The sequence below is a fragment of the Pseudomonas sp. DW-iso3 genome, from assembly GCF_058725305.1.
In genome coordinates this window covers 189,468-214,075 of sequence record NZ_JBZXDZ010000001.1, presented here as the reverse complement: position 1 = coordinate 214,075, position 24,608 = coordinate 189,468, and the positions used below count along the sequence as shown (strand labels likewise).

The 24,608-nt window shown below is 60.6% G+C and carries 22 protein-coding genes; 8 read left to right on the top strand and 14 right to left on the bottom strand.

The annotated features are described in order from the left end of the window. Window positions 1-28 precede the first annotated feature (28 nt). The 6 genes from AC4PS7_RS01015 to mreB all read right to left on the bottom strand — a co-directional run bounded on the left by AC4PS7_RS01015 (window position 29) and on the right by mreB (window position 8,863). The gene (locus AC4PS7_RS01015; RefSeq protein ID WP_042571665.1) at window positions 29-3,844 is read right to left on the bottom strand and encodes a YhdP family protein; all 3,816 of its coding nucleotides are present in this window, start codon (window positions 3,842-3,844) and stop codon (window positions 29-31) included. A gap of 76 nt (window positions 3,845-3,920) precedes the next feature. Next, window positions 3,921-5,378 carry a ribonuclease G gene (gene rng, locus AC4PS7_RS01010; protein ID WP_010213134.1) on the bottom strand — a complete coding sequence of 486 codons (1,458 nt, stop codon included), beginning with the start codon at window positions 5,376-5,378 and terminating at the stop codon, window positions 3,921-3,923. 70 nt (window positions 5,379-5,448) lie between these two features. After that, window positions 5,449-6,045, bottom strand: a complete 597-nt coding sequence (locus AC4PS7_RS01005) for a Maf family protein (RefSeq protein WP_010213136.1) — start codon at window positions 6,043-6,045, stop codon at window positions 5,449-5,451. Window positions 6,046-6,096: 51 nt separating this feature from the next. Further along, the gene (gene mreD, locus AC4PS7_RS01000; protein WP_010213138.1) at window positions 6,097-6,585 is read right to left on the bottom strand and encodes a rod shape-determining protein MreD; all 489 of its coding nucleotides are present in this window, start codon (window positions 6,583-6,585) and stop codon (window positions 6,097-6,099) included. Further along, window positions 6,585-7,637, bottom strand: a complete 1,053-nt coding sequence (gene mreC, locus AC4PS7_RS00995; RefSeq protein WP_370737436.1) for a rod shape-determining protein MreC — start codon at window positions 7,635-7,637, stop codon at window positions 6,585-6,587. The genes mreD and mreC overlap by 1 nt, the downstream gene beginning before the upstream one ends. 188 nt (window positions 7,638-7,825) lie before the next feature. Then, a complete protein-coding gene (gene mreB, locus AC4PS7_RS00990; RefSeq protein WP_002555108.1) occupies window positions 7,826-8,863 on the bottom strand; it encodes a rod shape-determining protein MreB in 1,038 nt (345 codons plus the stop codon). Window positions 8,864-9,073: 210 nt separating this feature from the next. On the opposite strand from mreB, the gene gatC reads away from it, so the two are divergent. The 6 genes from gatC to AC4PS7_RS00960 all read left to right on the top strand — a co-directional run bounded on the left by gatC (window position 9,074) and on the right by AC4PS7_RS00960 (window position 14,296). After that, window positions 9,074-9,361, top strand: coding sequence for an Asp-tRNA(Asn)/Glu-tRNA(Gln) amidotransferase subunit GatC (gene gatC / locus AC4PS7_RS00985; protein WP_010213142.1), 288 nt, complete (start codon window positions 9,074-9,076; stop codon window positions 9,359-9,361). 16 nt (window positions 9,362-9,377) lie between these two features. Beyond that, window positions 9,378-10,829 (top strand): Asp-tRNA(Asn)/Glu-tRNA(Gln) amidotransferase subunit GatA, encoded by a 1,452-nt coding sequence (gene gatA, locus AC4PS7_RS00980; RefSeq protein ID WP_010213143.1) that lies wholly within the window; start codon window positions 9,378-9,380, stop codon window positions 10,827-10,829. A 10-nt stretch (window positions 10,830-10,839) separates the two neighbouring features. Next, the gene (gene gatB, locus AC4PS7_RS00975; RefSeq protein WP_010213144.1) at window positions 10,840-12,285 is read left to right on the top strand and encodes an Asp-tRNA(Asn)/Glu-tRNA(Gln) amidotransferase subunit GatB; all 1,446 of its coding nucleotides are present in this window, start codon (window positions 10,840-10,842) and stop codon (window positions 12,283-12,285) included. Window positions 12,286-12,442: 157 nt separating this feature from the next. Continuing rightward, window positions 12,443-12,814, top strand: a complete 372-nt coding sequence (locus AC4PS7_RS00970; protein ID WP_010213146.1) for a septal ring lytic transglycosylase RlpA family protein — start codon at window positions 12,443-12,445, stop codon at window positions 12,812-12,814. Between the two features lie 58 nt (window positions 12,815-12,872). Continuing rightward, window positions 12,873-13,919: a calcium/sodium antiporter gene (locus AC4PS7_RS00965; RefSeq protein WP_492179027.1), complete on the top strand. Its 1,047-nt coding sequence runs from the start codon at window positions 12,873-12,875 to the stop codon at window positions 13,917-13,919. Continuing rightward, window positions 13,916-14,296 (top strand): carboxymuconolactone decarboxylase family protein, encoded by a 381-nt coding sequence (locus AC4PS7_RS00960; RefSeq protein ID WP_010213149.1) that lies wholly within the window; start codon window positions 13,916-13,918, stop codon window positions 14,294-14,296. The genes AC4PS7_RS00965 and AC4PS7_RS00960 overlap by 4 nt, the downstream gene beginning before the upstream one ends. Here AC4PS7_RS00960 and AC4PS7_RS00955 read toward each other — a convergent pair. The 5 genes from AC4PS7_RS00955 to kdgD all read right to left on the bottom strand — a co-directional run bounded on the left by AC4PS7_RS00955 (window position 14,293) and on the right by kdgD (window position 20,864). Further along, complete coding sequence (locus tag AC4PS7_RS00955; protein ID WP_021491890.1) at window positions 14,293-15,234, bottom strand: AEC family transporter; 942 nt, start codon at window positions 15,232-15,234, stop codon at window positions 14,293-14,295. The two genes, AC4PS7_RS00960 and AC4PS7_RS00955, sit on opposite strands and share 4 nt — an antisense overlap. Before the next feature lie 189 nt (window positions 15,235-15,423). Next, window positions 15,424-16,977, bottom strand: a complete 1,554-nt coding sequence (gene garD / locus AC4PS7_RS00950; RefSeq protein WP_010213151.1) for a galactarate dehydratase — start codon at window positions 16,975-16,977, stop codon at window positions 15,424-15,426. An 11-nt stretch (window positions 16,978-16,988) separates the two neighbouring features. Continuing rightward, on the bottom strand, window positions 16,989-18,353 hold the full coding sequence (locus tag AC4PS7_RS00945; protein ID WP_010213152.1) for an MFS transporter: 1,365 nt from the start codon (window positions 18,351-18,353) through the stop codon (window positions 16,989-16,991). A gap of 99 nt (window positions 18,354-18,452) precedes the next feature. After that, window positions 18,453-19,898 (bottom strand): aldehyde dehydrogenase family protein, encoded by a 1,446-nt coding sequence (locus AC4PS7_RS00940; protein WP_010213153.1) that lies wholly within the window; start codon window positions 19,896-19,898, stop codon window positions 18,453-18,455. Window positions 19,899-19,952: 54 nt separating this feature from the next. Next, window positions 19,953-20,864 (bottom strand): 5-dehydro-4-deoxyglucarate dehydratase, encoded by a 912-nt coding sequence (gene kdgD / locus AC4PS7_RS00935; protein ID WP_010213155.1) that lies wholly within the window; start codon window positions 20,862-20,864, stop codon window positions 19,953-19,955. A gap of 234 nt (window positions 20,865-21,098) precedes the next feature. On the opposite strand from kdgD, the gene AC4PS7_RS00930 reads away from it, so the two are divergent. Next, window positions 21,099-22,256 carry a phospholipase gene (locus AC4PS7_RS00930; RefSeq protein ID WP_106118872.1) on the top strand — a complete coding sequence of 386 codons (1,158 nt, stop codon included), beginning with the start codon at window positions 21,099-21,101 and terminating at the stop codon, window positions 22,254-22,256. A 152-nt stretch (window positions 22,257-22,408) separates the two neighbouring features. Continuing rightward, window positions 22,409-22,594: a hypothetical protein gene (locus tag AC4PS7_RS00925; protein ID WP_010213158.1), complete on the top strand. Its 186-nt coding sequence runs from the start codon at window positions 22,409-22,411 to the stop codon at window positions 22,592-22,594. A 10-nt stretch (window positions 22,595-22,604) separates the two neighbouring features. Here the strand turns inward: AC4PS7_RS00925 and AC4PS7_RS00920 are convergent, their stop codons facing one another. The 3 genes from AC4PS7_RS00920 to AC4PS7_RS00910 all read right to left on the bottom strand — a co-directional run bounded on the left by AC4PS7_RS00920 (window position 22,605) and on the right by AC4PS7_RS00910 (window position 24,567). Next, window positions 22,605-23,354, bottom strand: coding sequence for a FadR/GntR family transcriptional regulator (locus AC4PS7_RS00920; RefSeq protein WP_010213160.1), 750 nt, complete (start codon window positions 23,352-23,354; stop codon window positions 22,605-22,607). Between the two features lie 158 nt (window positions 23,355-23,512). Next, window positions 23,513-23,932, bottom strand: coding sequence for a ClpXP protease specificity-enhancing factor (locus AC4PS7_RS00915; protein ID WP_021491891.1), 420 nt, complete (start codon window positions 23,930-23,932; stop codon window positions 23,513-23,515). A gap of 17 nt (window positions 23,933-23,949) precedes the next feature. Next, window positions 23,950-24,567 carry a glutathione S-transferase N-terminal domain-containing protein gene (locus tag AC4PS7_RS00910; protein ID WP_010213164.1) on the bottom strand — a complete coding sequence of 206 codons (618 nt, stop codon included), beginning with the start codon at window positions 24,565-24,567 and terminating at the stop codon, window positions 23,950-23,952. Between the last annotated feature and the right edge of the window lie 41 nt (window positions 24,568-24,608).

The window sequence follows — 24,608 nt, the reverse complement described above, 5'->3', positions numbered from 1 at the left end:
ATAGGCCGCCATGCTACTCCACAGGCTCTCAGTTTGGCTTTTCAAATGGCTTATCGAAGGTGATTTTCGGGTCCTTCCACGGGCCTTCGACCTTGTATTGCACGCTGGCGAAGCGCGCAACACGGTCACCGATCAGTTTGTCGATCAGGAACAACGCGCCACCAATGGCGGGCGCGCCCACGATCAGCGCGGCGATCGGCAGGTTATTGGTCACTGGCAGGGTGACCAGCAGCTTGGCGTCGACACGGTCTGCGACCAGGTCCAGGGTGCCGTTGAGCTCCAGGTTAGTGGAAGGCCCGGTCATGGTGATCGGCTCCCGGGTCACGAACACGCCATTACTGGCCGCCAACAAGCCTTTGACCCGGTCATAGCTCAAACCCTTGCCGAGCAAGTCCGAGAAGTCCAGCCGCAGACGGCGTCCAATGGAGTTGAAGTTCAGCAGGCCAAACACCCGCAGCGCCTGGGCGCCGCCTTCCACTTCTACGAACTGGCCGTTGCGGAACGATGCGTCCAGACTACCGGAGAAACGCTTGGGCCCGACGTAGGCTGGCGAGCCGGGCCAGCGACCGTCCACATCCAGATGGAAATCCTGACTAGTGACAGTGGGCGCATAACCCCAACCCTTGAGCACATCACCGATATTCTTGCCATCCAGGCGGCCTTTGTACCAACTGCTGCTGTCGCCCGCCGTCCCTTCCCAACCACCGGCGCCCTTGAGCTGCATGCCCTTGAGGCCAAGGTCCAGGTTATTGAAGGCCATGCCTTTGGCCGTCGGGCGGATTTTCAGCGACCAGGTGCCTATCAGGTCCGGGCCCTGGAACAGCTGGTCGATGGCGATATCCAGTGCAGGGATATTTTTTGGATCGACATCGGCCAAGGGGTCTGGCGCGTTTTCGTCAGCCTGCACCGTCGGGTCCACTGCCGGCAGCTTCACATACTGCAGGTTGATCGCAATCGGCGCGCCTTTGGCGTCCGGCAGGTTGACCGTGCCCTTGGCTTGCTGACTGTCGAGCTGCAGGCCCCAGGCCGCAGGCTTGCGGTCCAGTTGCAGATTGACCTGATCAAACTGAGTGCCAAAGCCGGTCAGCTTGCCTACCTTGAAGTCGGCGCCACTGAGCAACTGCTTCGCGCTACCGCCCGGATCATTGCCCGCGTAGCGGTCTACCAGTTTCTTCCACGGGTCGATATCGAGTTCAGACAGCACGCCGCGAATACGCAAACCCTTGGCCCCTGGCAACACTGCATCGCCATCGCCGAGGAAAAGTTCGCCACGCCCGTCGTTGAATTTGTCCGGCGGCGCGGCAAACGTGAAGTTGGCCAGTTCGCCGTAGTCAAACCAATAACGACGCTCGGCGCCCTGCAAGGTCATGCGGAACACACTGTCACGTCCTTGGCTGGCGGGCATGCCGAACGGTGCCGGCAGGTCCACGGCAACGCCCTTCAGATTGGAGCTGACCATCAATTGGCTATCGGCGCCATCCAGGGTCAGTTGCAGTTGGTAAGGCACATCGCCGGACACTGGCAACGGTTGGCTGATATTCAACCAGTCCGTCAGCCGCTTGACCGTCACTTGGCCCTTGGCAGTCACACGCGTGCTGATATTCCCCGGCTTGCCATCGGCAACAATCTGCGCAGTGATCGGCCGGTCGAACGCCTGGGCCGTGATGTTCTGGCCACTGAGGCCCTTGGCGCTGTCGAAACGGAAATCGCCCTTGAGCTGGGTCAAGTCCAGGGTCGGCTCTGCCAATTGCAGGCGCGATTTATCCGTCTTGAAGTCCACCACGATCTTCGGCTCGGTGCCTTTCGCCAGTGGTATATCCAGGTCAAGGCTGCCTTGCAGGTCACCGTCACCTTTCCAGCCGGCAAAGGTCGAAGCGGTGCCGATCGGCGCTTCCTGGAGGATTTTCAAACCGTCGCCCAAGCCACCGGCAAACCCACCCGTCAACAACAGATGACTGTCCTTGCCCTCCGGGGCGTGGGGAATATTGACGTAGACGTCCTTGACCTTGGTGTCGAGCAACTGGCCCTTGCTGGCGAGGATGCGTACGCCGCTCTCCTCGACAAACACTTCGCCGCTGACCTTGCTCACATGAGGCCAGCCCGGCTGAAACGCCAATTCGGCGTCATGCACCTTGAAGAACAGGCTGATATTACGCGACGCCGGTAGCGCGTCGTGGTTCAGCGACCCCTGATACTGGAAGAAGCCCTGGTCCACTGCGCCCTTGAGAATCGCGGTGCGCAGCCACTCATCCAGCGCCGGGCTCAACACCGCAGGCAGGTACTTGGGGGTGAATCGCCCATCCCCATCGACCATGCCGACCCGCAGGTCCATGTAGTCTTCCTGGCTGTGGTCGAAATGCAGGCGAATCAGGAAATCGGCAGCGACGTTGCCCTCCTCACCCAGCACCTTGATGTATGGGGCAATCAGGGTGAAGCCTTCCTTGTCGAGCTTCCACGTCAGACGTGCATTGGCCTGGATGTACTGCCACGGCTTGGCAAAGATCGGATCGAGGTGCAGGGAAAAGTCCTTGCTGTCCATACGTAACTCGCCATGGCCCAGATCGCCGCTGATGCTGCCGGATACGTTACGCGCGGCGGGCGCCCCCATGTAGGCATCAAAACCGATGCGTTCGAGGTTGGCGGCGAAGCTGACTTTTTGATCGGTCGTATCTTCAGGGCGAAAGTCCACCAGCACGTTACGTAGCAGGCCTGTGGCCTTAAGGTGCTGGATAGTCTTGGCAAAACCTTCCGGCAGCGGCGCCAGGGCATTGAGCAGCGGCGTGATCGGGGTCAGGTCCAGGCGGTCGGCCTGGAGCTTCCAGGCTTCCAGGTCCTTGTCGGTGGCCAGGCGCTGTTGCAGTTGCAGGCGCGATTCCCAGCGGGTGTCCCCCAGGTTCATCGCCAGTGAGTCGAACAGGACCTTGAGACCGGTTTCGCTGCGTTGCAGGTAAGCGGTAAGCGCCAGATTCTCGATATGCACAGGTTTGCGGTCGGCGTAGCTGCCCTTCACCTGCGGCGAATTGAGGCGCACCACCGCGCTCTGCACGGTGCCTTGGGCCCAGGTCAGCCAGAATTCACCACCGGCCTTGAATTGGGTGAGCTTCCACTGCTGGGTCAGTTTGGCCGGAATCCACTTGGCCCAGTCGCTTTGCGGCAGGCTCAGGTAGGCCTGGACTTCACCGTCCTTCCATTGACTGGCGCGAATACGCGTGCGCAGGCTCACCGCCAATGGCTGGCCGTCGGGCAAGGTCAGGCGTGCATCCAGGCGTTGGCGGGTGACGCCAGTGTGCAGGCTCAGGCCGACATACGTCAGGGTCACCGGCGCCTGGTCAAATGGCTGCAAGGTCACCTGGCTGTCGAGCAACGACACGCGCTCGACCTTTTGCATGTTCTTGAGCAGCTGCTCAGGGTCCACGGGCTGATCGTCCTGCACCGGCAGACCTTGCAGCGCCCACTTGCCATCCTTGTCTTCCTTGGCACTGAGCTGCAGACCGCCGACCTGCAGGTGGGCAATGCGCACCTCGCGGGCCATCAGGCTGGCCCACATATCCGGCACCACTTCGACCTGATCCAGACGCAGGGCACTGCTGCCCTCGCCCAGCATCACATCGTGGGCCCGCAATACCGGTGCGAACCCGCTCCAGCGGCCTTCAACGCTGCCAATGTGCAGCGGCATGTCCACCGCGGCCTGGGCCTTGGCTTCGATCTCCGCACGGTACTCGGCCACCAGCGGCGTCAATTCACGCCCCAGGCTCACATACACCGCCGCCAATACCAGCAACAAGGCACAGAGGCCCAGGCTCCAACGGGTCAAAGCGGCAAAAAAGCGTATCAGACGCTCCATGTCAGGCGACCCTCAAGGCAGTAGTCGGACGGCAGATCAAGGCCTGCCTGTCTCATAAAAGGTAAGCGAATGGGGATCAGAGCAGCACCACGTCGTATTGTTCCTGGGAATACATGGTTTCGACCTGGAAGCGTATCGTGCGCCCGATAAACCCTTCCAGCTCAGCAACGTTACCGGACTCTTCATCCAGCAACCGGTCGACCACTTTCTGGTTGGCGAGCACTCTGTAACCTTCGGCCTGGTAGGCTCGCGCTTCTCGCAGGATTTCGCGGAAAATCTCGTAGCAAACGGTTTCCGGCGTCTTCAATTTACCGCGCCCCTGGCAACTGCTGCACGGCTCGCACAATACCTGCTCCAGGCTTTCGCGGGTGCGCTTGCGCGTCATCTGCACCAGGCCCAGCTCGGTGATGCCGATAATGTTGGTCTTGGCGTGATCGCGCTCCAGCTGTTTCTCCAGGGTACGCAGTACTTGGCGCTGGTGCTCTTCATCTTCCATGTCGATGAAGTCGATGATGATGATGCCGCCGAGGTTGCGCAGGCGCAGTTGGCGCGCGATCGCGGTGGCGGCTTCGAGGTTGGTCTTGAAGATGGTTTCTTCGAGGTTGCGATGGCCCACGAACGCGCCGGTGTTGACGTCGATAGTGGTCATGGCTTCCGCCGGGTCCACCACCAGGTAGCCTCCGGACTTGAGTGGCACCTTGCGTTCCAGGGCTTTCTGGATTTCGTCTTCGACGCCATACAGGTCGAAGATCGGTCGCTCGCCGGGGTAGTGTTCCAGGCGGTCGGCAATTTCCGGCATCAGCTCGGCCACAAATTGCGTGGTGCGCTGGAATGTTTCCCGCGAGTCGATGCGAATTTTCTCAATCTTCGGGCTGACCAGGTCGCGCAACGTACGCAGGGCCAGGCCGAGGTCTTCGTAGATCACACTGGGTGCGCCGATGGTCTTGATCTGTGCGCCGATCTGGTCCCATAGCCGCCGTAGATAACGGATATCCATGAGGATCTCATCGGCACCCGCACCTTCAGCGGCAGTGCGCAGGATGAAGCCGCCCGCTTCCTTGATGCCTTCGGCAGCCACGCAGTCGCTGACCACCTTTTTGAGACGCTCGCGCTCGGCTTCGTCTTCGATCTTCAGGGAAATACCGACATGCGCGGTGCGCGGCATGTACACCAAGTAACGCGACGGAATCGACAGCTGAGTGGTCAGGCGCGCGCCTTTGGAACCGATGGGGTCCTTGGTGACTTGCACCACCAGGCTCTGCCCTTCGTGCACCAAGGCGCTGATGCTTTCTACCGCCGGCCCTTCGCGCAGGGAAATTTCCGAAGCATGGATAAACGCGGCTCGGTCCAGGCCGATGTCGACGAACGCCGCCTGCATTCCCGGCAATACCCGCACGACTTTGCCTTTGTAGATATTGCCGACGATCCCGCGTTTCTGGGTGCGCTCAACGTGCACTTCTTGCAGAACACCGTTCTCTACCACCGCCACGCGCGATTCCATCGGCGTGATATTGATCAGAATCTCTTCACTCATGGCTGGGTCTCGTTCAGGCGTTTTCACAATAGTGACCGGTCGCTTAAGGCTGGGCGCTGGAATACGGCGTTCAGCGCGCGGTAAGGTTTTGCCAACAGGGTATGCCGAATTGGGCGAGCAGTTGTGCGGTTTCGCACACCGGCAGGCCTACCACAGCGGAATAACTGCCATTGAGTCCGGCGACAAATACTGAGCCCAACCCTTGAATAGCATAGCCGCCCGCCTTGTCCTGGGGTTCGCCACTCTGCCAGTAGGTGGTCGCTTCCTCGACGGAAATCCCGCGAAACCGTACACGACTGCTTACACAAACAGTCTCGCAACGCTGGCCATCGGTGAGGGCAATAGCGGTCAGCACGTCATGTTCACGCCCCGCCAGCGCCATCAGCATTGCCAGGGCATCGGCCTGATCCACGGGCTTACCGAGTATCTGGCCATCGACGATCACGGCGGTATCGGCACCCAGCACACACACGTCGTCAGTGCTTTCGAGCACAGCAAAACCCGCCGCCGCCTTGCCGCGCGCAAGGCGCTCGACGTAGGAAACGGCGGATTCGTTTGTAAGAGGAGTTTCATCGATAGCGGCGCTGACCACGGTGAAAGGCACACCGATCTGGACCAGCAGTTCACGCCGCCTCGGGGAGCCCGAGGCCAGGTAAAGCGAATTCATTGCAGACTCTCCCTGTAGGGTTCGATAACCAGGCAGAGCCTCGCAATCCATTCAATTGATTTTATAGCGACGACGCAACCCACGCAGACCGAAGCTGATCCATGGCCAGAGCAAGGCACTGACCAGCGCCGGCAATACCAGCGCCAGGGTTGGCTGGCGGTTGCCGGTCAAGGCGCTCAGCCACAGCTGAACCAGCTGCGCCAGGCCGAAGATCACCAGGATCACCAGGCACTGCTGCCACATCGGGAACATGCGCAGGCGTTGCTGCAACGACAACACCAGGAAGGTGATCAGGGTCAGGATCAACGCGTTCTGACCCAGCAAGGTGCCATAGAGCACATCTTCCGCCAAGCCCAGGAACATCGCCGTGACCATGCCGACTTTATGCGGCAGGTTCAGCGACCAGAAGGCCAGCAGCAGTGCCAGCCAGAGCGGGCGCAGGATTTCCATGAATTGCGGCAATGGCGAAACGCTAAGCAGCATACCGATAGCAAAGGTCAGCCAGACGATCCAGCCGTTGCGCGAATGAGTATTGGCCATTATTCCTCCCTCTGCCGCGTGGTTGCCGGGGCAGTTGCCGGAGGCTTGGCAGCCGGTGTCGCGGCTGCGGGTTTAGTCACTGCCGGCTTGGCTGGAGGCGTGCTATGGGCTGCCGGCTTGACCGGGGTGGCGACGGGCGCTGCCGGAGCCGCCGTCGGTGCGGGTGGCCCCACGAATGCCGGCTTGGGCACCGTCGCCGGAACGATCGCAGCTGTACCGTTTTGCTTGTCTTCCGCTTCCTGCGCCTGCGCAGCGTCGTTGGCGCGCTCTTCCGGCGTACGGTTATCACTGAACACCAGCAGCAGGTAACGGCTGCGGTTCAGGGCGGCAGTCGGCACGGCACGCACAATGGCGAACGGCTGACCGGAATCGTGGATTACTTCCTTGACCGTCGCCACCGGGTAACCCGCCGGGAAACGCTGGCCCAGGCCGGAGCTGACCAGCAGATCGCCTTCCTTGATGTCAGCGGTGTCAGCCACATGGCGCAATTCCAGACGCTCCGGATTACCGGTGCCGCTGGCAATCGCGCGCAGGCCATTGCGGTTGACCTGCACCGGAATGCTGTGGGTCGTGTCCGTCAGCAGCAATACCCGCGAGGTGTAGGGCATCAGCTCAACCACCTGGCCCATCAGGCCACGGGCGTCGAGCACGGGCTGGCCGAGGACCACACCGTCGCGCTCACCCTTGTTGATGATGATGCGATGGGTGAAGGGGTTGGGGTCCATGCCGATCAACTCAGCCACTTCGACCTTTTCGTTGACCAGTGCGGAGGAATTGAGCAACTCGCGCAGCCGAACGTTCTGCTCGGTGAGGGCCGCGAGCTTCTGCATGCGCCCCTGCAACAGCAGGTTTTCGGTCTTGAGTTTTTCGTTCTCGGCGACCAGCTCGGTGCGGCTGCCGAATTGGCTGGCCACGCCCTGGTACAGACGTTGCGGCAGGTCGGTGATCCAGTAAGTCTGCATCAACACCAGCGACATCTGGCTGCGCACGGGTTTGAGCAGTGCAAAGCGGGCATCGACCACCATCAGCGCGACCGAAAGCACGACCAGCACCAACAGGCGCACGCCCAATGAGGGGCCTTTGGCGAAAAGCGGTTTAATAAGCCGCTCCTCCCAGGCAAATGTTCTCTTTATTCATACGGCATCTAACCGGCCTGGATGCAGATTGAAGAAGATAAACGCCAACAGGCAGCACTGCAAAGTGCTGCCTGCGGGCGAAACATGGGCTGACCAGCAATGACTTATTCGCTGGAGAGCAGGTCCATGGTGTGTTTATCCATCATTTCCAGTGCACGACCACCGCCACGGGCAACGCAAGTCAGCGGGTCTTCGGCGACGATCACCGGCAGCCCAGTCTCTTGGGCCAGCAGCTTGTCGAGGTCGCGCAGCAAGGCGCCACCACCGGTCAGTACCAGGCCACGCTCGGCGATGTCGGAAGCCAGTTCCGGCGGCGATTGCTCCAGGGCGCTTTTCACCGCCTGAACGATGGTGGCCAGGGACTCTTGCAGAGCTTCCAGCACTTCATTGGAGTTCAGGGTGAAGGCACGTGGAACGCCTTCGGCCAGGTTGCGACCGCGCACATCGACTTCGCGCACTTCGCCGCCTGGGTAGGCGGTGCCGATTTCCTGCTTGATGCGCTCAGCGGTGGATTCACCGATCAGGCTGCCGTAGTTACGACGTACATAAGTGATGATCGCTTCGTCGAAGCGGTCGCCGCCTACGCGTACGGATTCGGCATACACCACACCATTCAGGGAGATCAGGGCGATTTCAGTGGTACCACCACCGATATCCACCACCATCGAACCGCGGGCTTCTTCAACCGGCAGGCCGGCACCGATCGCAGCAGCCATTGGCTCTTCGATCAGGAACACTTCACGGGCACCGGCGCCAAGGGCCGATTCACGGATGGCACGACGCTCAACCTGGGTGGACTTGCATGGAACGCAGATCAGCACACGAGGGCTGGGCTGCAGGAAACTGTTTTCGTGAACCTTGTTGATGAAGTATTGCAGCATCTTCTCGCAGACACTGAAGTCGGCGATCACGCCGTCTTTCATCGGACGAATGGCAGCAATATTGCCTGGTGTACGGCCGAGCATGCGCTTGGCCTCGGTGCCGACGGCAACGACACTTTTCTGATTACCATGGGTCCGAATGGCCACAACCGATGGCTCATTCAGGACGATACCGCGCTCGCGCACGTAAATAAGGGTGTTGGCAGTGCCCAGGTCAATGGAAAGATCGCTGGAAAACATGCCACGCAGTTTCTTGAACATGGGAAAGGGACCCTAGGCAACGCGTGGGTAAAAAAGTGCGGCAAACTCTAACAACGACAGGGATTTTGGGCAAGGCGCCAATGTGCTAAATTGGCCGACTTTCTGTGCACCTAACCCCACAATCGCGGCCGTAAGACCGTAGAAATGCGGTAGTGTTCCGACAATCTAACACACGGACAGCCTCCGTTCTGTTTTCCACTGGAGATTCCCATGACGCTTGAACGCTCCGACGTGGAAAAAATCGCGCACCTGGCCTCGCTTGGCCTCAATGATGCCGATCTTCCACAGACCACCGCAGCCCTGAACAGCATTCTCGGGCTGGTCGACCAAATGCAGGCCGTAAATACCGACGGTATCGAGCCCCTGGCTCACCCGCTGGAAGCCAGCCAGCGCCTGCGCGCAGACGTCGTGACCGAGAGTAATAATCGCGAGGCCTACCAGTCCATCGCGCCAGCGGTCGAAAACGGCCTGTATCTGGTTCCGAAAGTCATCGACTAAAGGGAAAGAGCCTGCAATGCATCATATGACTCTGGCCGAGATCGCCCGCGGTCTCGCCGACAAAACGTTTTCTTCCGAAGAGCTGACCAAGACCCTGCTGGCGCGCATCGCCGAGCACGATCCAAAGGTCAACAGCTTCATCAGCCTCACCGAAGAGCTGGCCTTGAGCCAGGCCAAGGCCGCCGACGCACGTCGCGCCAACGGTGAAAGTGGCGCACTGCTGGGCGCACCGATCGCCCACAAGGACCTGTTCTGCACCCAGGGCATCCGTACCAGCTGCGGCTCGAAGATGCTCGACAACTTCAAGGCTCCCTACGACGCCACTGTGGTGTCCAAGCTGGCTGCCGCCGGGGCCGTGACCCTGGGCAAGACCAACATGGACGAATTCGCCATGGGTTCGGCCAACGAGTCGAGCTACTACGGCGCGGTGAAAAACCCGTGGAACCTGGACCACGTGCCTGGCGGTTCGTCGGGTGGTTCGGCGGCCGCGGTTGCTGCGCGCTTCCTGCCCGCCGCCACGGCCACCGATACCGGCGGCTCGATCCGCCAGCCAGCGGCCTTTACCAACCTCACCGGCCTGAAGCCGACCTACGGTCGCGTTTCCCGTTGGGGCATGATCGCCTACGCCTCCAGCCTCGATCAGGGTGGCCCTCTGGCGCGCACCGCTGAAGACTGCGCAATTTTGTTACAAGGCATGGCAGGCTTCGATAAACAGGACTCCACCAGCATCGACGAGCCCGTTCCGGACTACAGCGCCAGCCTGAACACGTCGCTCAAGGGCCTGCGTATCGGTGTGCCGAAGGAATACTTCAGCGCCGGTCTCGACCCGCGCATTGCTGAGCTGGTGCACAACAGCGTGAAGACGCTGGAAAGCCTGGGTGCCGTCATCAAGGAAATCAGCCTGCCGAACAACCAGCACGCAATTCCTGCGTACTACGTGATCGCGCCGGCAGAAGCCTCTTCCAACCTGTCCCGCTTCGACGGCGTGCGTTTCGGCTATCGCTGCGAAAACCCGAAAGACCTCACCGACCTTTATAAGCGCTCCCGTGGCGAAGGTTTCGGTGCCGAAGTGCAACGCCGGATTATGGTCGGTGCCTACGCCCTGTCGGCCGGTTACTACGACGCGTATTACCTCAAGGCGCAGAAAATCCGTCGCCTGATCAAGAACGACTTCATGGCCGCCTTTGAAGAAGTCGACGTGATCCTCGGCCCAACCACGCCAAACCCGGCCTGGAAGATCGGCGCCAAGACCGGCGACCCGATCGCCGAGTACCTGGAAGACCTGTACACCATCACCGCCAACCTCGCGGGCCTGCCGGGCTTGTCCATGCCTGCCGGTTTCGTCGATGGCCTGCCGGTCGGCGTGCAATTGCTCGCCCCGTATTTCCAGGAAGGCCGCCTGCTCAATGTGGCGCACCAGTACCAGTTGAACACAGACTGGCACACTCGCACCCCTACCGGCTTCTGAGGAGAACACTATGCAATGGGAAGTTGTGATCGGGCTGGAGATTCATACCCAGCTCGCCACCCAATCGAAGATTTTCTCCGGTAGCGCCACCACGTTCGGCTCCGAGCCCAACACCCAGGCCAGCCTGGTCGACCTGGGCATGCCCGGCGTACTGCCGGTGCTGAACCAGGAAGCGGTACGCATGGCGGTGATGTTCGGCCTGGCAATTGACGCCGAGATCGGCCAGCACAACGTGTTCGCGCGCAAGAACTACTTCTACCCGGACCTGCCCAAAGGCTACCAGATCAGCCAGATGGAACTGCCGATCGTCGGCAAGGGCCACCTGGACATTCCTCTGGAAGACGGCACCATCAAGCGCGTCGGCGTAACCCGCGCGCACTTGGAAGAAGACGCCGGTAAAAGCCTGCACGAAGAATTCCCGGGCGCCACCGGTATCGACCTGAACCGTGCCGGCACGCCGCTGCTGGAAATCGTGTCCGAGCCGGACATGCGCAGTGCCAAGGAAGCCGTAGCCTACGTCAAGACCATCCACGCGCTGGTGCGCTACCTGGGCATCTGCGACGGCAACATGGCTGAAGGTTCGCTGCGTTGCGACTGCAACGTGTCGATCCGTCCAAAGGGCCAGGTCGAGTTCGGCACTCGCTGCGAGATCAAGAACGTCAACTCGTTCCGCTTCATCGAGAAAGCGATCAACAGCGAAGTGCGTCGCCAGATCGAGCTGATCGAAGACGGTGGCAAGGTCATCCAGCAAACCCGCCTGTACGACCCGAACAAAGATGAAACCCGCGCCATGCGCAGCAAAGAGGAAGCCAACGACTACCGTTACTTCCCCGATCCGGACCTGTTGCCGGTGGTGCTTGAGGACTCGTTCCTCAACGACATCCGGGCCACCCTGCCGGAATTGCCGCAGCAGAAACGCGAGCGCTTCCAGGCGCAGTTCGGCCTGTCGGTCTACGACGCCAGCGTGCTGGCTTCCAGCCGTGAGCAAGCCAACTACTTTGAAAAAGTCGTGAGCATTGCCGGTGACGCCAAGCTGGCGGCCAACTGGGTGATGGTTGAACTGGGCAGCCTGTTGAACAAGCAGGGCCTGGAAATCGACGAAGCCCCGGTCTCTGCCGAGCAATTGGGCGGCATGCTGCTGCGCATCAAGGACAACACCATCTCCGGCAAAATCGCCAAGACCGTGTTTGAAGCGATGGCCAGCGGTGAAGGCAGCGCCGATGAAATCATCGAGAAACGCGGTCTCAAGCAAGTCACCGACAGCGGCGCGATCTCGGCCGTGCTGGATGAAATGCTCGCAGCCAACGCCGAGCAGGTCGAACAGTACCGTGCGGCGGACGAAGCCAAGCGCGGCAAGATGTTCGGCTTCTTTGTCGGCCAGGCGATGAAAGCCTCCAAAGGCAAGGCCAACCCGCAACAGGTGAACGAACTGCTGAAAAGCAAGCTCGAAGGCTGATAGCGATGGACAGTCCGGGCGGAAATTTCACTTCCCACCCGGATACCCTGTGGGAGCGGGCTTGCCTGCGATTGCATCCCCTCGATGTTCTTGAGACACCGAGTTATCTGCATCGCAGGCAAGCCAGCTCCCACATTTGTTATGGGGCATCTTGAACATGAAGCGTCTACTCGGCCTCCTGGCCTTGTTCTCCCTACTGGCCGGTTGCGCCAGCGGCATCATCAACCCCAACGGCTACGACGAAACCGGCACCGCCTCCTATTACGGCGCCAAGCACCATGGCAATAAGACAGCCAGCGGTGAACCCTTCAATCAGAACGCCCTGACCGCCGCCCACCGGCGATTGCCGTTCGGCACCCAGGTCAAGGTCACCAATCTCGACAACGACAAATCCGTGGTTGTCCGCATCAATGATCGCGGCCCGCATACCCGTGGGCGCTTGATTGATCTTTCGCGCAAGGCTGCCCAGCAACTGGGTATGATCAGCAGCGGCACCGCGCGTGTGCGCGTGCAAGCCCTGAGCAACTGAAGACGGAGCCCTGACCATTTTCGGATTAACCGCCCTCTCGCCCTGGAGCCTGCTGGAATTGGTCAGCGGCCTGGTCCTGCTGATCATCGGCGCCGAAATCCTGGTGCGCGCCGCCGTGCGCCTGGCCGCGAGCCTCAAGGTGCGGCCGCTGATCATCGGCCTGACGATCGTGGCCTTCGGCAGCAGCGCACCGCAGATGACCGTCAGCCTGCAAGCCACGCTGGCCGGCAACACCGATATCGCGGTGGGCAGCGTGATCGGCAGCAGTATCTTCAACATCCTGGTCACCCTGGGCCTGTCGGCGCTGATCATTCCGCTGCGGGTCTCGCGCCAGCTGGTGCGCCTGGATATTCCGGTAATGATCCTGGCCGGGCTGCTGGTGTTCACCCTCGCCGCCAATGAAGCACTCACGCCACTCGACGGCCTGGTGCTGCTCGTTGCCCTGGTCGCCTACCTCGGTGTGCTGCACTACCAGACCCGTCATTCCCGCCGCCCGCGCACGCTGGACACCGTGGCCCGCGCGCCCTGGCTGAGCAGCGTGCTGCTGATGCTTGGCGGGCTGCTGATTCTGGTGCTGGCCGGCCATTTGCTGTTGGGCGCAGCCGTGGATGTGGCGGGCGACTTGGGCTTGTCGGAACGTGTGATCGGCCTGACCTTGATCGGCGTCGGCACCTCGCTGCCATGCCTGGCGACCTCGCTGATTGCCGCCCTGCGTGGCGAACGGGAAATCGCCGTGGGCAACGTGATTGGCAGCAACCTGTTCAACCTGCTGGGCGTATTGGGCCTGACCGCCCTGCTCGCGCCCTCGCCGCTGTCGGTATCGCCCAATGCCCTGGATTTCGACCTGCCGGTGATGCTCGGCGTGGTGGTGCTGTGCCTGCCGGTGTTTTACACCGGCTACCGCGTGACCCGCGCCGAAGGCCTGGTGCTGCTGAGCCTGTACCTGGCGTACGGCCTGCATGTGATGGCCTTTACCACCGGCATGCCCCTGGCCAGCAAGCTTGAACAACTGATGCTGTATTACGTCCTGCCAGTGCTGGTGGCTTTTCTGTTGTTCAGCACGCTGCGAGCCTGGCGCCGCCAACACAAGAGGGAGCCGCAATGACCGATCAGAAAAAGCCCGGGGTTGAGATGCGTCGCCAGGTCATGGGCGATGTGTTCGTCGACCGCGCCTTGGGCAACGCCACCGAGTTCACCCAGCCGCTGCAGGACTTCGTCAATGAACATGCCTGGGGCAGCGTGTGGAACCGCGAAGGTCTACCGCTGAAGACCCGCAGCCTGATCACCCTCGCCGCCCTCACCGCGCTCAAGTGCCCGCAGGAACTCAAGGGCCATGTGCGCGGTGCGCTGAACAATGGCTGTACCGTGGAAGAGATCCGCGAGGCACTGCTGCATTGCGCGGTGTATGCCGGTGTGCCGGCGGCAATTGATGCGTTTCGTGCGGCGCAGGAAGTGATCGAAACCTATCAGAAAGAGGGCTAGATCCAGCCGCCCGCCTGCAACACAAAGATTCCGATATTGGTGGTCACCGCCGCCATCAAGGTGGTGATCACGATAATCGCTGCCGCCAGCTCATGATTACCCTCGGCTGCCCTGGCCATCACAAAACTGGCGGCTGCGGTCGGCGCACCGAAGTACAGGAACAGAATCCCCAGCTCCGGCCCCCGGAAACCCAACAGCCAGGCGCCCAGCGTCGCGACAACCGGCAAACCGATCATCTTCACCAGGCTGGCGCTCAGGGCCATGCTCCCGCTTTTGCGCAGGGCCGCCAGCGACAGGGTGCCACCGATACAGATCAGCGCCAGCGGCAAGGTCATGTCCGCAAGGTACTGGCCCGAAGACTCCAGCCAACCCGGCAAGCCAATCTGGAACACCGCGAACGGCGTGGCTGCGATCACACTGATGATCAGCGGGTTGGCCACCACGCTCTTGCAGATGCTCCACGGATCGGACTTGATCACCGGGCTGTACACCGCCAGCACGATGGTCGAAAGGGTGTTGTAGAACAGGATCACCAGTGCCGCGAGAATCGCGCCGAGGGAGATGCCGTAGTCGCCGTACATGCTGGCAGCCAGCGCCAGACCGATCACGCCGTTATTGCCGCGAAACGCACCCTGGGTATAGATGCCGCGGTCTTCACGCGGGCACCGAAAGATCGCCCAACCCCAGGCCAGCGCGAAGCTGAGCAAGGTGGCGACGGCAAAATAGATCAGCAAGCCCGGCTTGAGCGCCGAGTGCAGGTCGGCATGCAGGATGCCGAGGAACAGCAGCGCCGGCATGGTGACGTTGAACACCAGGGACGAGGCCGTGTGGATAAAGTTGTCGTTGATCCAATTGACGCGCTTGAGCAGCACACCGAGGAACAGCATGGCAAACACCGGCGCGGTGATGGTGAGGGTGGTGAGGAAAATTGCCAGCATGCCGGGAAAGCCTTGGTGAGCGTCGGTAGGTGGCTAATGATAAGCCATGCAGCCCTGCGGCGTCTGGTAGGACGCCTTCGCGAGCAAGTCGAATCGTCGCACCACCGCTCCCACACTTGACCGAGTTCCAGCATGAGAATGCGGTCAAGTGTGGGAGCGGGTTTACTCGCGAAGGCAGGCGACCCGGTCTCAGGTAATGGGCGCAGGGTTGAACAAGGTGATGTCGTTATGCAGTTTGTGATGCTCCGCCCACGTCTGCTTCCTGCCGCTGGCCACATCCAGGTAGAAATGGAACAACTCCCAACCCAGCTCCTCGATGGTCGCGCGCCCGGTGGCAATGCGCCCGGCGTCGATATCGATCAGGTCCGGCCACCGCTGCGCCAACTCCGTACGGGTCGAGACCTTGACCACCGGCGCCATTGCCAATCCGTAAGGTGTGCCACGCCCGGTGGTGAACACGTGCAAGTTCATCCCCGCCGCCAATTGCAAGGTGCCGCACACAAAGTCACTGGCCGGCGTTGCGCAAAAGATCAGGCCCTTGCCCTTGAAACGCTCGCCTGGGCCCAGCACGCCGTTGATCGCGCTGCTGCCGGATTTGACGATGGAGCCCAGGGACTTCTCGACGATGTTCGACAACCCGCCCTTCTTGTTGCCCGGCGTGGTGTTGGCGCTGCGGTCCGCCTCGCCCTTGGCCAGGTAACGGTCGTACCAATCCATTTCCCGGACGAGTTCCTGGGCGACTTGCGTGTTTTCGGCGCGAGACGTCAGCAGGTAAATGGCATCGCGCACTTCGGTGACTTCGGAAAACATCACCGTCGCCCCGGCCCGTAGCAGCAAGTCCGAGGCATAGCCCAGCGCCGGGTTGGCGGTGATGCCGGAAAACGCATCACTGCCGCCACACTGCATGCCCAGAATCAACTCGGACGCCGGCACGGTTTCGCGGCGGCGCTGGTCGAGTTTCTTCAAGCGCGTCTCGGCCAGTGCCATGATCTGCTCGATCATTTCGGTAAAACCGTGGCTGGAATCCTGCAGCCGGTACAGCCAGGGCTCGCTCAGGTCGACCGAGCTGTCGTTGTCGTGCATCACCTGCCCGGCCTGCAATTTCTCGCAGCCCAGACTGATGACCAGGGCTTCACCGCCCAGGTTCGGGTTGCGCGCCAGGTTGCGCACGGTACGGATCGGAATGTAGGCATCCGTTGCAGTGATCGCCACGCCGCAGCCGTAGCTGTGGGTCAGCGCCACCACGTCGTCGACGTGCGGGTACTTGGGCAGCAATTCGTCCTTGATACGCTTGACCGCATGGTCCAGCACACCGGTGACGCACTGCACCGTGGTGGTGATGCCGAGGATATTGCGCGTGCCCACAGTGCCATCCGCGTTGCGGTAGCCCTCGAAGGTAAACCCTTCCAGCGGTGCCTGGGCCTCAGGCACCTCGGTGGACAGCGGCAAGCTGTCCAACGGCGGCGCGGTAGGCATGCGCAGTTGATCCTCCTGCACCCAACTGCCCCGCGGAATCGGCGCCAGGGCGTAACCGATGGTCTGGCCGTAGCGAATAATCTGACCGCCCTCGGGGATATCTTCCAGGGTCACCTTGTGGCTCTGGGGGATGAAGTCCACGGTCACCAGGCCATCCGGGAACTCGGTCCCGGCCGGTACGCCCTGGTCATTGACCACAATCACCACGTTGTCGCGTTCGTGCAAACGAATCGAGCGCGGCGAGTCGGCATGTTCAATCAACTGCATCACACGGCCCCTCAGGAATGCGCTTCGGTTAGGCGGGTCAACTCAGGCCCCTGGGTAGGCGGCTCTTTGAGTACTACACGCTTGATCGGGCCAACGATGACCAGGTAGCTGAACACCGCCACCAGCGCGTTGGCGCCGACAAACACCAAGGCCCATTTGAAAGAACCGGTGGTGCTGATGATGTAGCCGATCACAATCGGCGTGGTAATCGACGCAAGGTTACCGAAGGTGTTGAACAAACCACCACTGAGACCGGCGATTTGTTTCGGCGAGGTGTCGGACACCACCGCCCAACCCAGTGCGCCAACGCCTTTGCCGAAGAAGGCCAAGGCCATGAAGCCCACCACCATCCATTCGATATCCACATAGTTGCAGGCCACGATGCTGCTGGAGATCAGCAGGCCACCAATGATCGGCGCCTTGCGGGCGAAGGTCAGGGAGTGGCCTTTGCGCAGCAGGTAGTCGGAAATCACCCCGCCGAGCACGCCGCCGATAAACCCGCAGATCGCCGGCAACGAGGCGATGAAACCGGCCTTGAGGATCGTCATGCCACGGTCCTGCACCAGGTACACCGGGAACCACGTAAGGAAGAAGTAGGTGATGCCGTTGATGCAGTACTGGCCCAGGTACACGCCGAGCATCATGCGGTTGGTCAACAGTTGGCGGATGTAGTCCCACTTCGGACCGTCGGTTTTCTTACCCTTGCCTTTGTCCTGATCCATATCGACCATCGCACCATTGGCGGCGATATGGTTGAACTCGGCTTCGTTGATCATCGGATGCTGGCGCGGGCTGTGGATAACTTTCAACCAGATCAGCGAGAAAATGATGCCGATCACGCCCATCACGATAAACACGTGCTGCCAGCCGAAGCTGTAGACGATCCACCCCATCAGCGGCGCAAACAGCACCGTGGCGAAGTATTGCGCAGAGTTAAAGATCGCTGAAGCCGTACCGCGTTCTGCCGTAGGAAACCACGCCGCCACAATACGGGCATTTCCGGGAAACGACGGCGCTTCGGCCAAGCCCACCATGAAGCGCAGCATGAACAGCGCAACCACGGCGGTGGAGACACCAAACTCACCGACATAGCCTTGCAGCACGGTGAACAGAGACCAGGTGAAGATGCTCAGGGCATAGACTTTTTTCGAGCCGAACCGGTCCAGCAGCCAGCCACCGGGAATTTGCCCGGCCACGTAGGCCCAACCGAATGCGGAGAAGATGTAACCGAGCGTGACCGCGTCGATGCCGAGGTCTTTTTGCAGGCTGGAGCCTGCGATGGCGATAGTGGCCCGGTCGGCATAGTTGATCGTGGTCACCAGGAACAGCATGAGCAGGATCAAATAGCGGACATGGGTCGGCTTGGTCGCTTGCATGAAGAAGTACTCCCACTAATTATTTTTTTTGCGGGTAATGGTTTTCTGTTTTTGCCGTGGGGAGCCGACAGGCATCCGGCCCCCACTGGGTGTTGCGTATTACGAACCGATGTAGCTGGTTTTCACCACGGTGTAGAACTCTTGCGCATAGCGACCTTGCTCCCGCGAGCCATAGGACGAGCCTTTACGGCCGCCGAAGGGAACGTGGTAATCCACACCTGCCGTCGGCAGATTGACCATCACCATCCCGGCCTGGGAATGACGCTTGAAGTGGTTGGCGTACTTGAGCGATGTGGTGGCAATGCCCGCCGACAGCCCGAACTCGGTGTCATTGGCCATGGCCAGCGCTGCTTCGTAGTCCGCTACGCGCACGACGTTGGCGACCGGGCCGAAGATCTCTTCACGGCTGATACGCATGGCGGCTTCGCTGTCGGCAAACAGCGTCGGTGCCAGGTAGTAACCTTCGGTATCGCAGGTCACCAGGCCACCACCGCTGACCAGCCGCGCACCTTCGCTTTGGCCGATGTCGATGTATTTGAGGTCCTGGTCCAACTGGGCCTGGGAAACTACCGGGCCGATGTCGGTGCCGCTTTTCAGCGCGTGGCCGACCTTGATCGACTTCATGCGCTCAGCCATGGCCGCGACGAACTGGTCGTGGATACCGGCGGTGACGATCAGGCGACTGGACGCTGTGCAACGCTGGCCGGTGGAGTAGAACGCGCTCTGTACGGACAGCTCGACGGCCTGCTTGAGGTCGGCGTCGTCGAGGATGATCTGCGGGTTCTTGCCGCCCATTTCCAACTGCACTTTGGCCTGGCGCGACACACAACTGACGGCGATCTGACGACCAACACCGACAGAACCGGTGAAGCTGATGCCATCGACTTTCGGGCTATTGACCAGCACGTCGCCGACCACGCGACCGCTGCCCATCACCAGATTGAACACACCGGCGGGGAAACCGGCGCGGGAAATGATCTCTGCCAGGGCCCAGGCGCAACCCGGTACCAGCTCGGCGGGCTTGATCACCACGCAGTTGCCGTAGGCCAGGGCCGGGGCAATTTTCCAGGCGGGGATGGCGATCGGGAAGTTCCACGGCGTGATCAGGCCGACCACCCCCAAGGCTTCGCGAGTGACTTCTACATTGACGCCCGGGCGAACCGACGGCACGTAGTCGCCGGACAGCCGCAGGCATTCACCGGCGAAGAACTTGAAAATATTGCCGGCGCGGGTCACTTCGCCGATGGCTTCGGGCAGGGTCTTGCCCTCTTCACGGGCCAACAGGGTGCCGAGCTCTTCGCGGCGCGCGAGGATTTCACTGCCGACTTTATCCAGAGCGTCATGGCGCGCCTGGATCCCGGAAGTGGACCAGGCCGGGAATGCCGCGCGGGCCGCATCGATGGCGGCGTTGACCTGGGTAACATCCGCCTTGGCGTATTCACCAATGACATCGGACAACTCCGACGGGTTGAGGTTGACGCAATAGTCAGCGCCGGCCACCCACTGGCCATTGATGTAGTTGTCAAAACGTTGGGCTTGGGACACGAATCTTCTCCTGACGCAAAAGGCCGCTGATTGCTCAGCGGCCTTGTAGATGAGTTATTGCGCGCCTTGCTTGTCGATCAGCGCGGCCAGGGCTTCATATTCTTCCGGCAACAGGTCGGTCAGCGGCGTGCGTACCGGACCTGCGTCGTAGCCGACGATTTTTGCACCCGCCTTGACGATGCTGACGGCATACCCGGCCTTGCGGTTACGGATGTCCAGGTATGGCAGGAAGAAGTCGTCGATGATCTTGGAAACGGTGGCGTGATCGTCCTTGGCAATCGCGTGGTAGAAGTCCATCGCGGTTTTCGGGATGAAGTTGAACACCGCCGAGGAGTACACCGGAACTCCCAGGGCCTTGTAGGCAGCGGCGTAAACCTCTGCAGTCGGCAGGCCGCCGAGGTAGCTGAAACGATCACCGAGGCGGCGACGAATCGACACCATCAACTCGATATCACCCAGGCCATCCTTGTAGCCGATCAGGTTCGGGCAGCGCTCGGCCAGGCGTTCCAGCAGCGGAGCGGTCAGGCGGCAGACGTTACGGTTGTAGACCACCACACCGATCTTGACCGACTTGCACACGGCCTCAACGTGGGCCGCAACGCCATCCTGGCTGGCTTCGGTGAGGTAGTGCGGCAGCAGCAGCAGACCTTTGGCGCCGAGGCGTTCGGCTTCCTGAGCGTACTCGATGGCCTGGCGTGTCGAACCGCCCACACCGGCGAGGATCGGCACACTGGTCGCGCAGGTATCCACTGCGGTTTTCACCACCTGGGAATATTCGCTGGCCGCGAGGGAAAAGAACTCACCGGTACCGCCAGCAGCGAACAAAGCCGTGGCGCCGTAAGGGGCCAGCCATTCAAGGCGCTTGATGTAGCCCGCCTGGTGGAAATCACCCTGGGCGTTGAAATCGGTCACCGGGAAAGACAGCAGACCGTGGGAAAGGATGGACTTCAGTTCTTGTGGATTCATTATTCGAACACCCTGGGCGAAGACTTTCTATCGAAAGGTTGTTGTTGGTTTTGGTGATGTCGTACGTCATCGTACAACTATAAAACAATTCGTCAACTGCAATTCATCAGACTTCGTTCTGAGAGCGTTGAATGCGCGCCTTCTTGACGTAGGAATTTTTTACTCTATGCTCGATTTAGCTGTATATACATACAGCTATCACGGAAGATTCCTACGACATAGCAAGGAGCTAACATGTCAGGTCTTGAACTCGCCGCACCCGAAAAGAACCCACCCACATTGCGCTTCGAAGGCGGTGAACACACTGCCATCGGCGATGACACCCTGTTGCGCTTCGTCAAGGATGCCCCGGCGATTCCCGCACGCCAGGTCGAGCTGCACCTGCCCAATGGGCTGGCGCTGACCTATGGCCAAGTGATCGCCCTCGGGGGCGACTTCTATGGCATCCCCGGCCAACCGATCAGCGATGGCGCCTCCCCCGTCGAGCGCGTCCAACGCTTTACCGCAGCCTTCAATACGCTCGCCGTGCTGCCCGCCTCGCGGGAAGAAGCGCACAAGATCCTCGCGGTGATGCAAAAGGAGATCAATGCGGTCAAGCAGGCGATCAAGGACGGCAAACAAGCCCATGAAGCCTACGACGCGCTGGGTGATACGTTGTCCGAGGAATGGAACCGCATCACGGGCGGCGGCAGCGCAGTTTCGGCGCTGATTCCGTTGGGACGTTACCTGAAACTGGCGGCGGACAATGCCGACCACTTCGGCGAATGGGCGCTGTCGGCCTATCTGGCGGGGCACACGGCGGCGCTGCAACAAGCCGTCGTGGCGCACCAGACCGGCACCGATCAAGCGCTGGAGCTGGCGTATGCCATGAACAGTTTTGCTGATCACTTTTTGACCGACCTGTTCTCCGCCGGCCATCTGCGAGTACCACGCAAACAACTCGCCGCCGTGGTCACTCCCGGTGAACTGGGTTCGCTGATCAGCCGCTTCATGCACGACGAAGACAGCAAATTCGGACTCAAGGTGCGTAACGCCATGGGCGATCAGTGGCACGCGTATGGAGACAAACGCTACTTCGACGCCATCGATGCGGACAATCGGGTGCAGGTCAAACGTGCGGTGCAGGTTTCGGCGGATGAAATTTTCGAAACCTTCATCAGCGGTATCGCGCCCTCTCCGGCCAACTTCAAGGCGCCGCTGTATGTGCCAGACCTGAATGCGGCGCAGAACCCGGCGAACAACTTCTCGCCGCTGTTCAAAATGGAGGGGGACAAGGTGCTGCGTCGTAAGGAGGTGAATGACTTGAACGACAAGCACTGGACGAATGATTGGTGGGGGTGGAGTACGTATTTGTTGTTGAAGGACTACAAGCCAAATACGCCGCGGCCTTGAGCCGGGGTCCGCTCCAGGCGTGCCTGATACCGCTCGTCAGAACTGTGAATTCTGACAGTATCAGCACATTTCCACCCCTCCTAACGTGATGAGGCCCGCACATGATGTGCGGGCCTTCACCTAACTTTCTTCCTGCTCAATGAGGCTTAATCATGGCTAACAACATTCAGGTTAAATTCAAAGGCAAAAAAAACAGCACTTCGAACGTCAAAATTGAGGAACTGCCCAATAAAGGCGATTACCTCAATATGGACGGTCAGGTATTGGAGGTTACCAAGAAGACGTTCCATTACGACGCCAATGGCAGCGTGACCGAAATCGAGTTCGACCTGGCCTGAGAACGCCAGCTTAACCCCGCTGCGCCTCCGCCTCTTCATGGGCATGGCGCAGCCGCTCCCGGCTATTGGTCAAATGCAACCGCATCGCCGCCCGCGCCGCGTCCGAATCCTGACGCGCGATCGCTTCATAAATCTCTTCATGCTCACGACTCAAACGCCCCATGTAGTGCTGCTGGTCATCATGGGCCAGGCGCGCCGAATTCAGGCGCGTACGCGGAATGATGCTGGTGCCCAGGTGGGTCATGATGTCGGTGAAGTAGCGGTTGCCGGTGGACAGTGCAATTTCCAGGTGGAATGCAAAATCGGACGCCACCGCATCGCCGGCGTGAGCCGCGCTTTCATTCAAGGCATCAAGCGCCGCGCGCATGGCGGCCAGTTGTTCGTCGCTGCGACGTAACGCGGCCAAGCCTGCGGATTCCACCTCCAGGCTGATCCGCAGCTCCAGGATCGCCAGCACATCCCGCAGGGTCACTACCGTGGCCGGGTCGATGCGGAAACCGCTCGGGCTGGGCGTATCCAGTACAAAGGTGCCGATACCATGACGGGTTTCGACCTGCCCCGCCGCCTGCAAGCGCGAGATGGCTTCACGCACCACCGTGCGGCTGACCCCATGGGCGTCCATGATCGCCGACTCGGTGGGCAATTTGTCGCCCCGCTTGAGCTGGCCGTCGCGGATCTGCTCGGACAACACCGTGACCAATTCCTGGGCAAGGCTGCGGCGCTTGCGGGGAAGACGAGGGGCGATGTTGGCGTTTTCCATGATGAATCATCTTTCTCGGTGAGCTTGAGCACGCATCATAGCCCATGGTGGTTGTACGATCACCGTCCAGGCGCGACTTTCATCCCTATCCTTCGCGCAAAAAAATGCCCCGACACACGTCGAGGCATTTTCTCAGTGCTCCCCTGAGGGAACGCCCGTTATTTCACCACTTTCAAGCTCGGCCGGCCACTAGGGCGCGGTGGCTCGGAATCCGGTGGCGGCAAGTCATCGCCGCCTTCGTTTTCGATCGCTTCGTCATCCTCGAAAGGCGACTCCAGATCGAACACCATGCCTTGGCCGTTCTCCCGGGCATAGATGCCGAGGATGGCGCCAATCGGCACGAACAGCGTATGCGGCACGCCGCCGAAACGCCCTTCGAAGCTCACGGCTTCGTTGTCCATGTGCAGGTGGCGCACGGCACTCGGCGATACGTTCAGCACAATCTGCCCATCACTGGCAAAACCCTCCGGTACCTGAACCGCAGGAAATTCGGAATTGACCAGCATGTGCGGGGTGCAATCGTTGTCCACAATCCACTCATAGAGCGCGCGGACCAGGTAGGGTCGACTGGAGTTCATCAGCGGCTCCTTAAGCCTTAGCGCATATCGCGTTCGACACCAGACAGACTCGCCTGGAAAGCCTCACGCGCAAACTGGCGCTCCATGTAATCAAGCAGCGGCTTGGCAGGCCGCGGCAGTTCAATACCAAGTATCGGCAAACGCCAGAGTATCGGTAATAGGCAGCAATCCACCAAGCTTTGTTCCTCACTGAGGAAAAAAGGTTTATCGGCGAACAGCGGCGAAACGCCGGTCAGGCTTTCGCGCAATTCCTTACGCGCCTGTACACGTGCCGCCTCTTTGCTGCGGGTATCCAGAATCACATCCACCAGACCACACCAGTCACGCTGGATCCGATGGATCAGCAGCCGGCTGTTGGCACGCGCCACCGGGTACACCGGCAGCAAAGGCGGATGCGGGTAACGCTCATCCAGGTATTCCATCACGACGGTCGACTCCCACAACGCCAGGTCACGATCGACCAGGGTGGGCAAGCTGCCGTAAGGGTTCACTTCGATCAGTTTTGGCGGCTGACGGCCCGCCTCCACACTGATGATCTCGGCGCTGACACCCTTCTCTGCGAGCACGATGCGCACTCGGTGGGAATAGTGGTCGGCGGGGTCGGAGTAACAGGCCAACCGATTGGTCACGCCCATGGCGGTCCTCCTCGCTTGTTGAAATTATCGAAAGCTCAAAA

Excerpts from the sequence above, each read along its gene's own strand:
- AC4PS7_RS01015 (WP_042571665.1), bottom strand. The coding sequence starts at position 3,844 with ATGGAGCGTCTGATACGCTTTTTTGCCGCTTTGACCCGTTGGAGCCTG.
- rng (WP_010213134.1), bottom strand. The coding sequence starts at position 5,378 with ATGAGTGAAGAGATTCTGATCAATATCACGCCGATGGAATCGCGCGTG.
- AC4PS7_RS01005 (WP_010213136.1), bottom strand. The coding sequence starts at position 6,045 with ATGAATTCGCTTTACCTGGCCTCGGGCTCCCCGAGGCGGCGTGAACTG.
- mreD (WP_010213138.1), bottom strand. The coding sequence starts at position 6,585 with ATGGCCAATACTCATTCGCGCAACGGCTGGATCGTCTGGCTGACCTTT.
- mreB (WP_002555108.1), bottom strand. The coding sequence starts at position 8,863 with ATGTTCAAGAAACTGCGTGGCATGTTTTCCAGCGATCTTTCCATTGAC.
- gatC (WP_010213142.1), top strand. The coding sequence starts at position 9,074 with ATGACGCTTGAACGCTCCGACGTGGAAAAAATCGCGCACCTGGCCTCG.
- gatA (WP_010213143.1), top strand. The coding sequence starts at position 9,378 with ATGCATCATATGACTCTGGCCGAGATCGCCCGCGGTCTCGCCGACAAA.
- gatB (WP_010213144.1), top strand. The coding sequence starts at position 10,840 with ATGCAATGGGAAGTTGTGATCGGGCTGGAGATTCATACCCAGCTCGCC.
- AC4PS7_RS00970 (WP_010213146.1), top strand. The coding sequence starts at position 12,443 with ATGAAGCGTCTACTCGGCCTCCTGGCCTTGTTCTCCCTACTGGCCGGT.
- AC4PS7_RS00960 (WP_010213149.1), top strand. The coding sequence starts at position 13,916 with ATGACCGATCAGAAAAAGCCCGGGGTTGAGATGCGTCGCCAGGTCATG.
- AC4PS7_RS00955 (WP_021491890.1), bottom strand. The coding sequence starts at position 15,234 with ATGCTGGCAATTTTCCTCACCACCCTCACCATCACCGCGCCGGTGTTT.
- garD (WP_010213151.1), bottom strand. The coding sequence starts at position 16,977 with ATGCAGTTGATTGAACATGCCGACTCGCCGCGCTCGATTCGTTTGCAC.
- AC4PS7_RS00945 (WP_010213152.1), bottom strand. The coding sequence starts at position 18,353 with ATGCAAGCGACCAAGCCGACCCATGTCCGCTATTTGATCCTGCTCATG.
- kdgD (WP_010213155.1), bottom strand. The coding sequence starts at position 20,864 with ATGAATCCACAAGAACTGAAGTCCATCCTTTCCCACGGTCTGCTGTCT.
- AC4PS7_RS00930 (WP_106118872.1), top strand. The coding sequence starts at position 21,099 with ATGTCAGGTCTTGAACTCGCCGCACCCGAAAAGAACCCACCCACATTG.
- AC4PS7_RS00925 (WP_010213158.1), top strand. The coding sequence starts at position 22,409 with ATGGCTAACAACATTCAGGTTAAATTCAAAGGCAAAAAAAACAGCACT.
- AC4PS7_RS00920 (WP_010213160.1), bottom strand. The coding sequence starts at position 23,354 with ATGGAAAACGCCAACATCGCCCCTCGTCTTCCCCGCAAGCGCCGCAGC.
- AC4PS7_RS00915 (WP_021491891.1), bottom strand. The coding sequence starts at position 23,932 with ATGAACTCCAGTCGACCCTACCTGGTCCGCGCGCTCTATGAGTGGATT.
- AC4PS7_RS00910 (WP_010213164.1), bottom strand. The coding sequence starts at position 24,567 with ATGGGCGTGACCAATCGGTTGGCCTGTTACTCCGACCCCGCCGACCAC.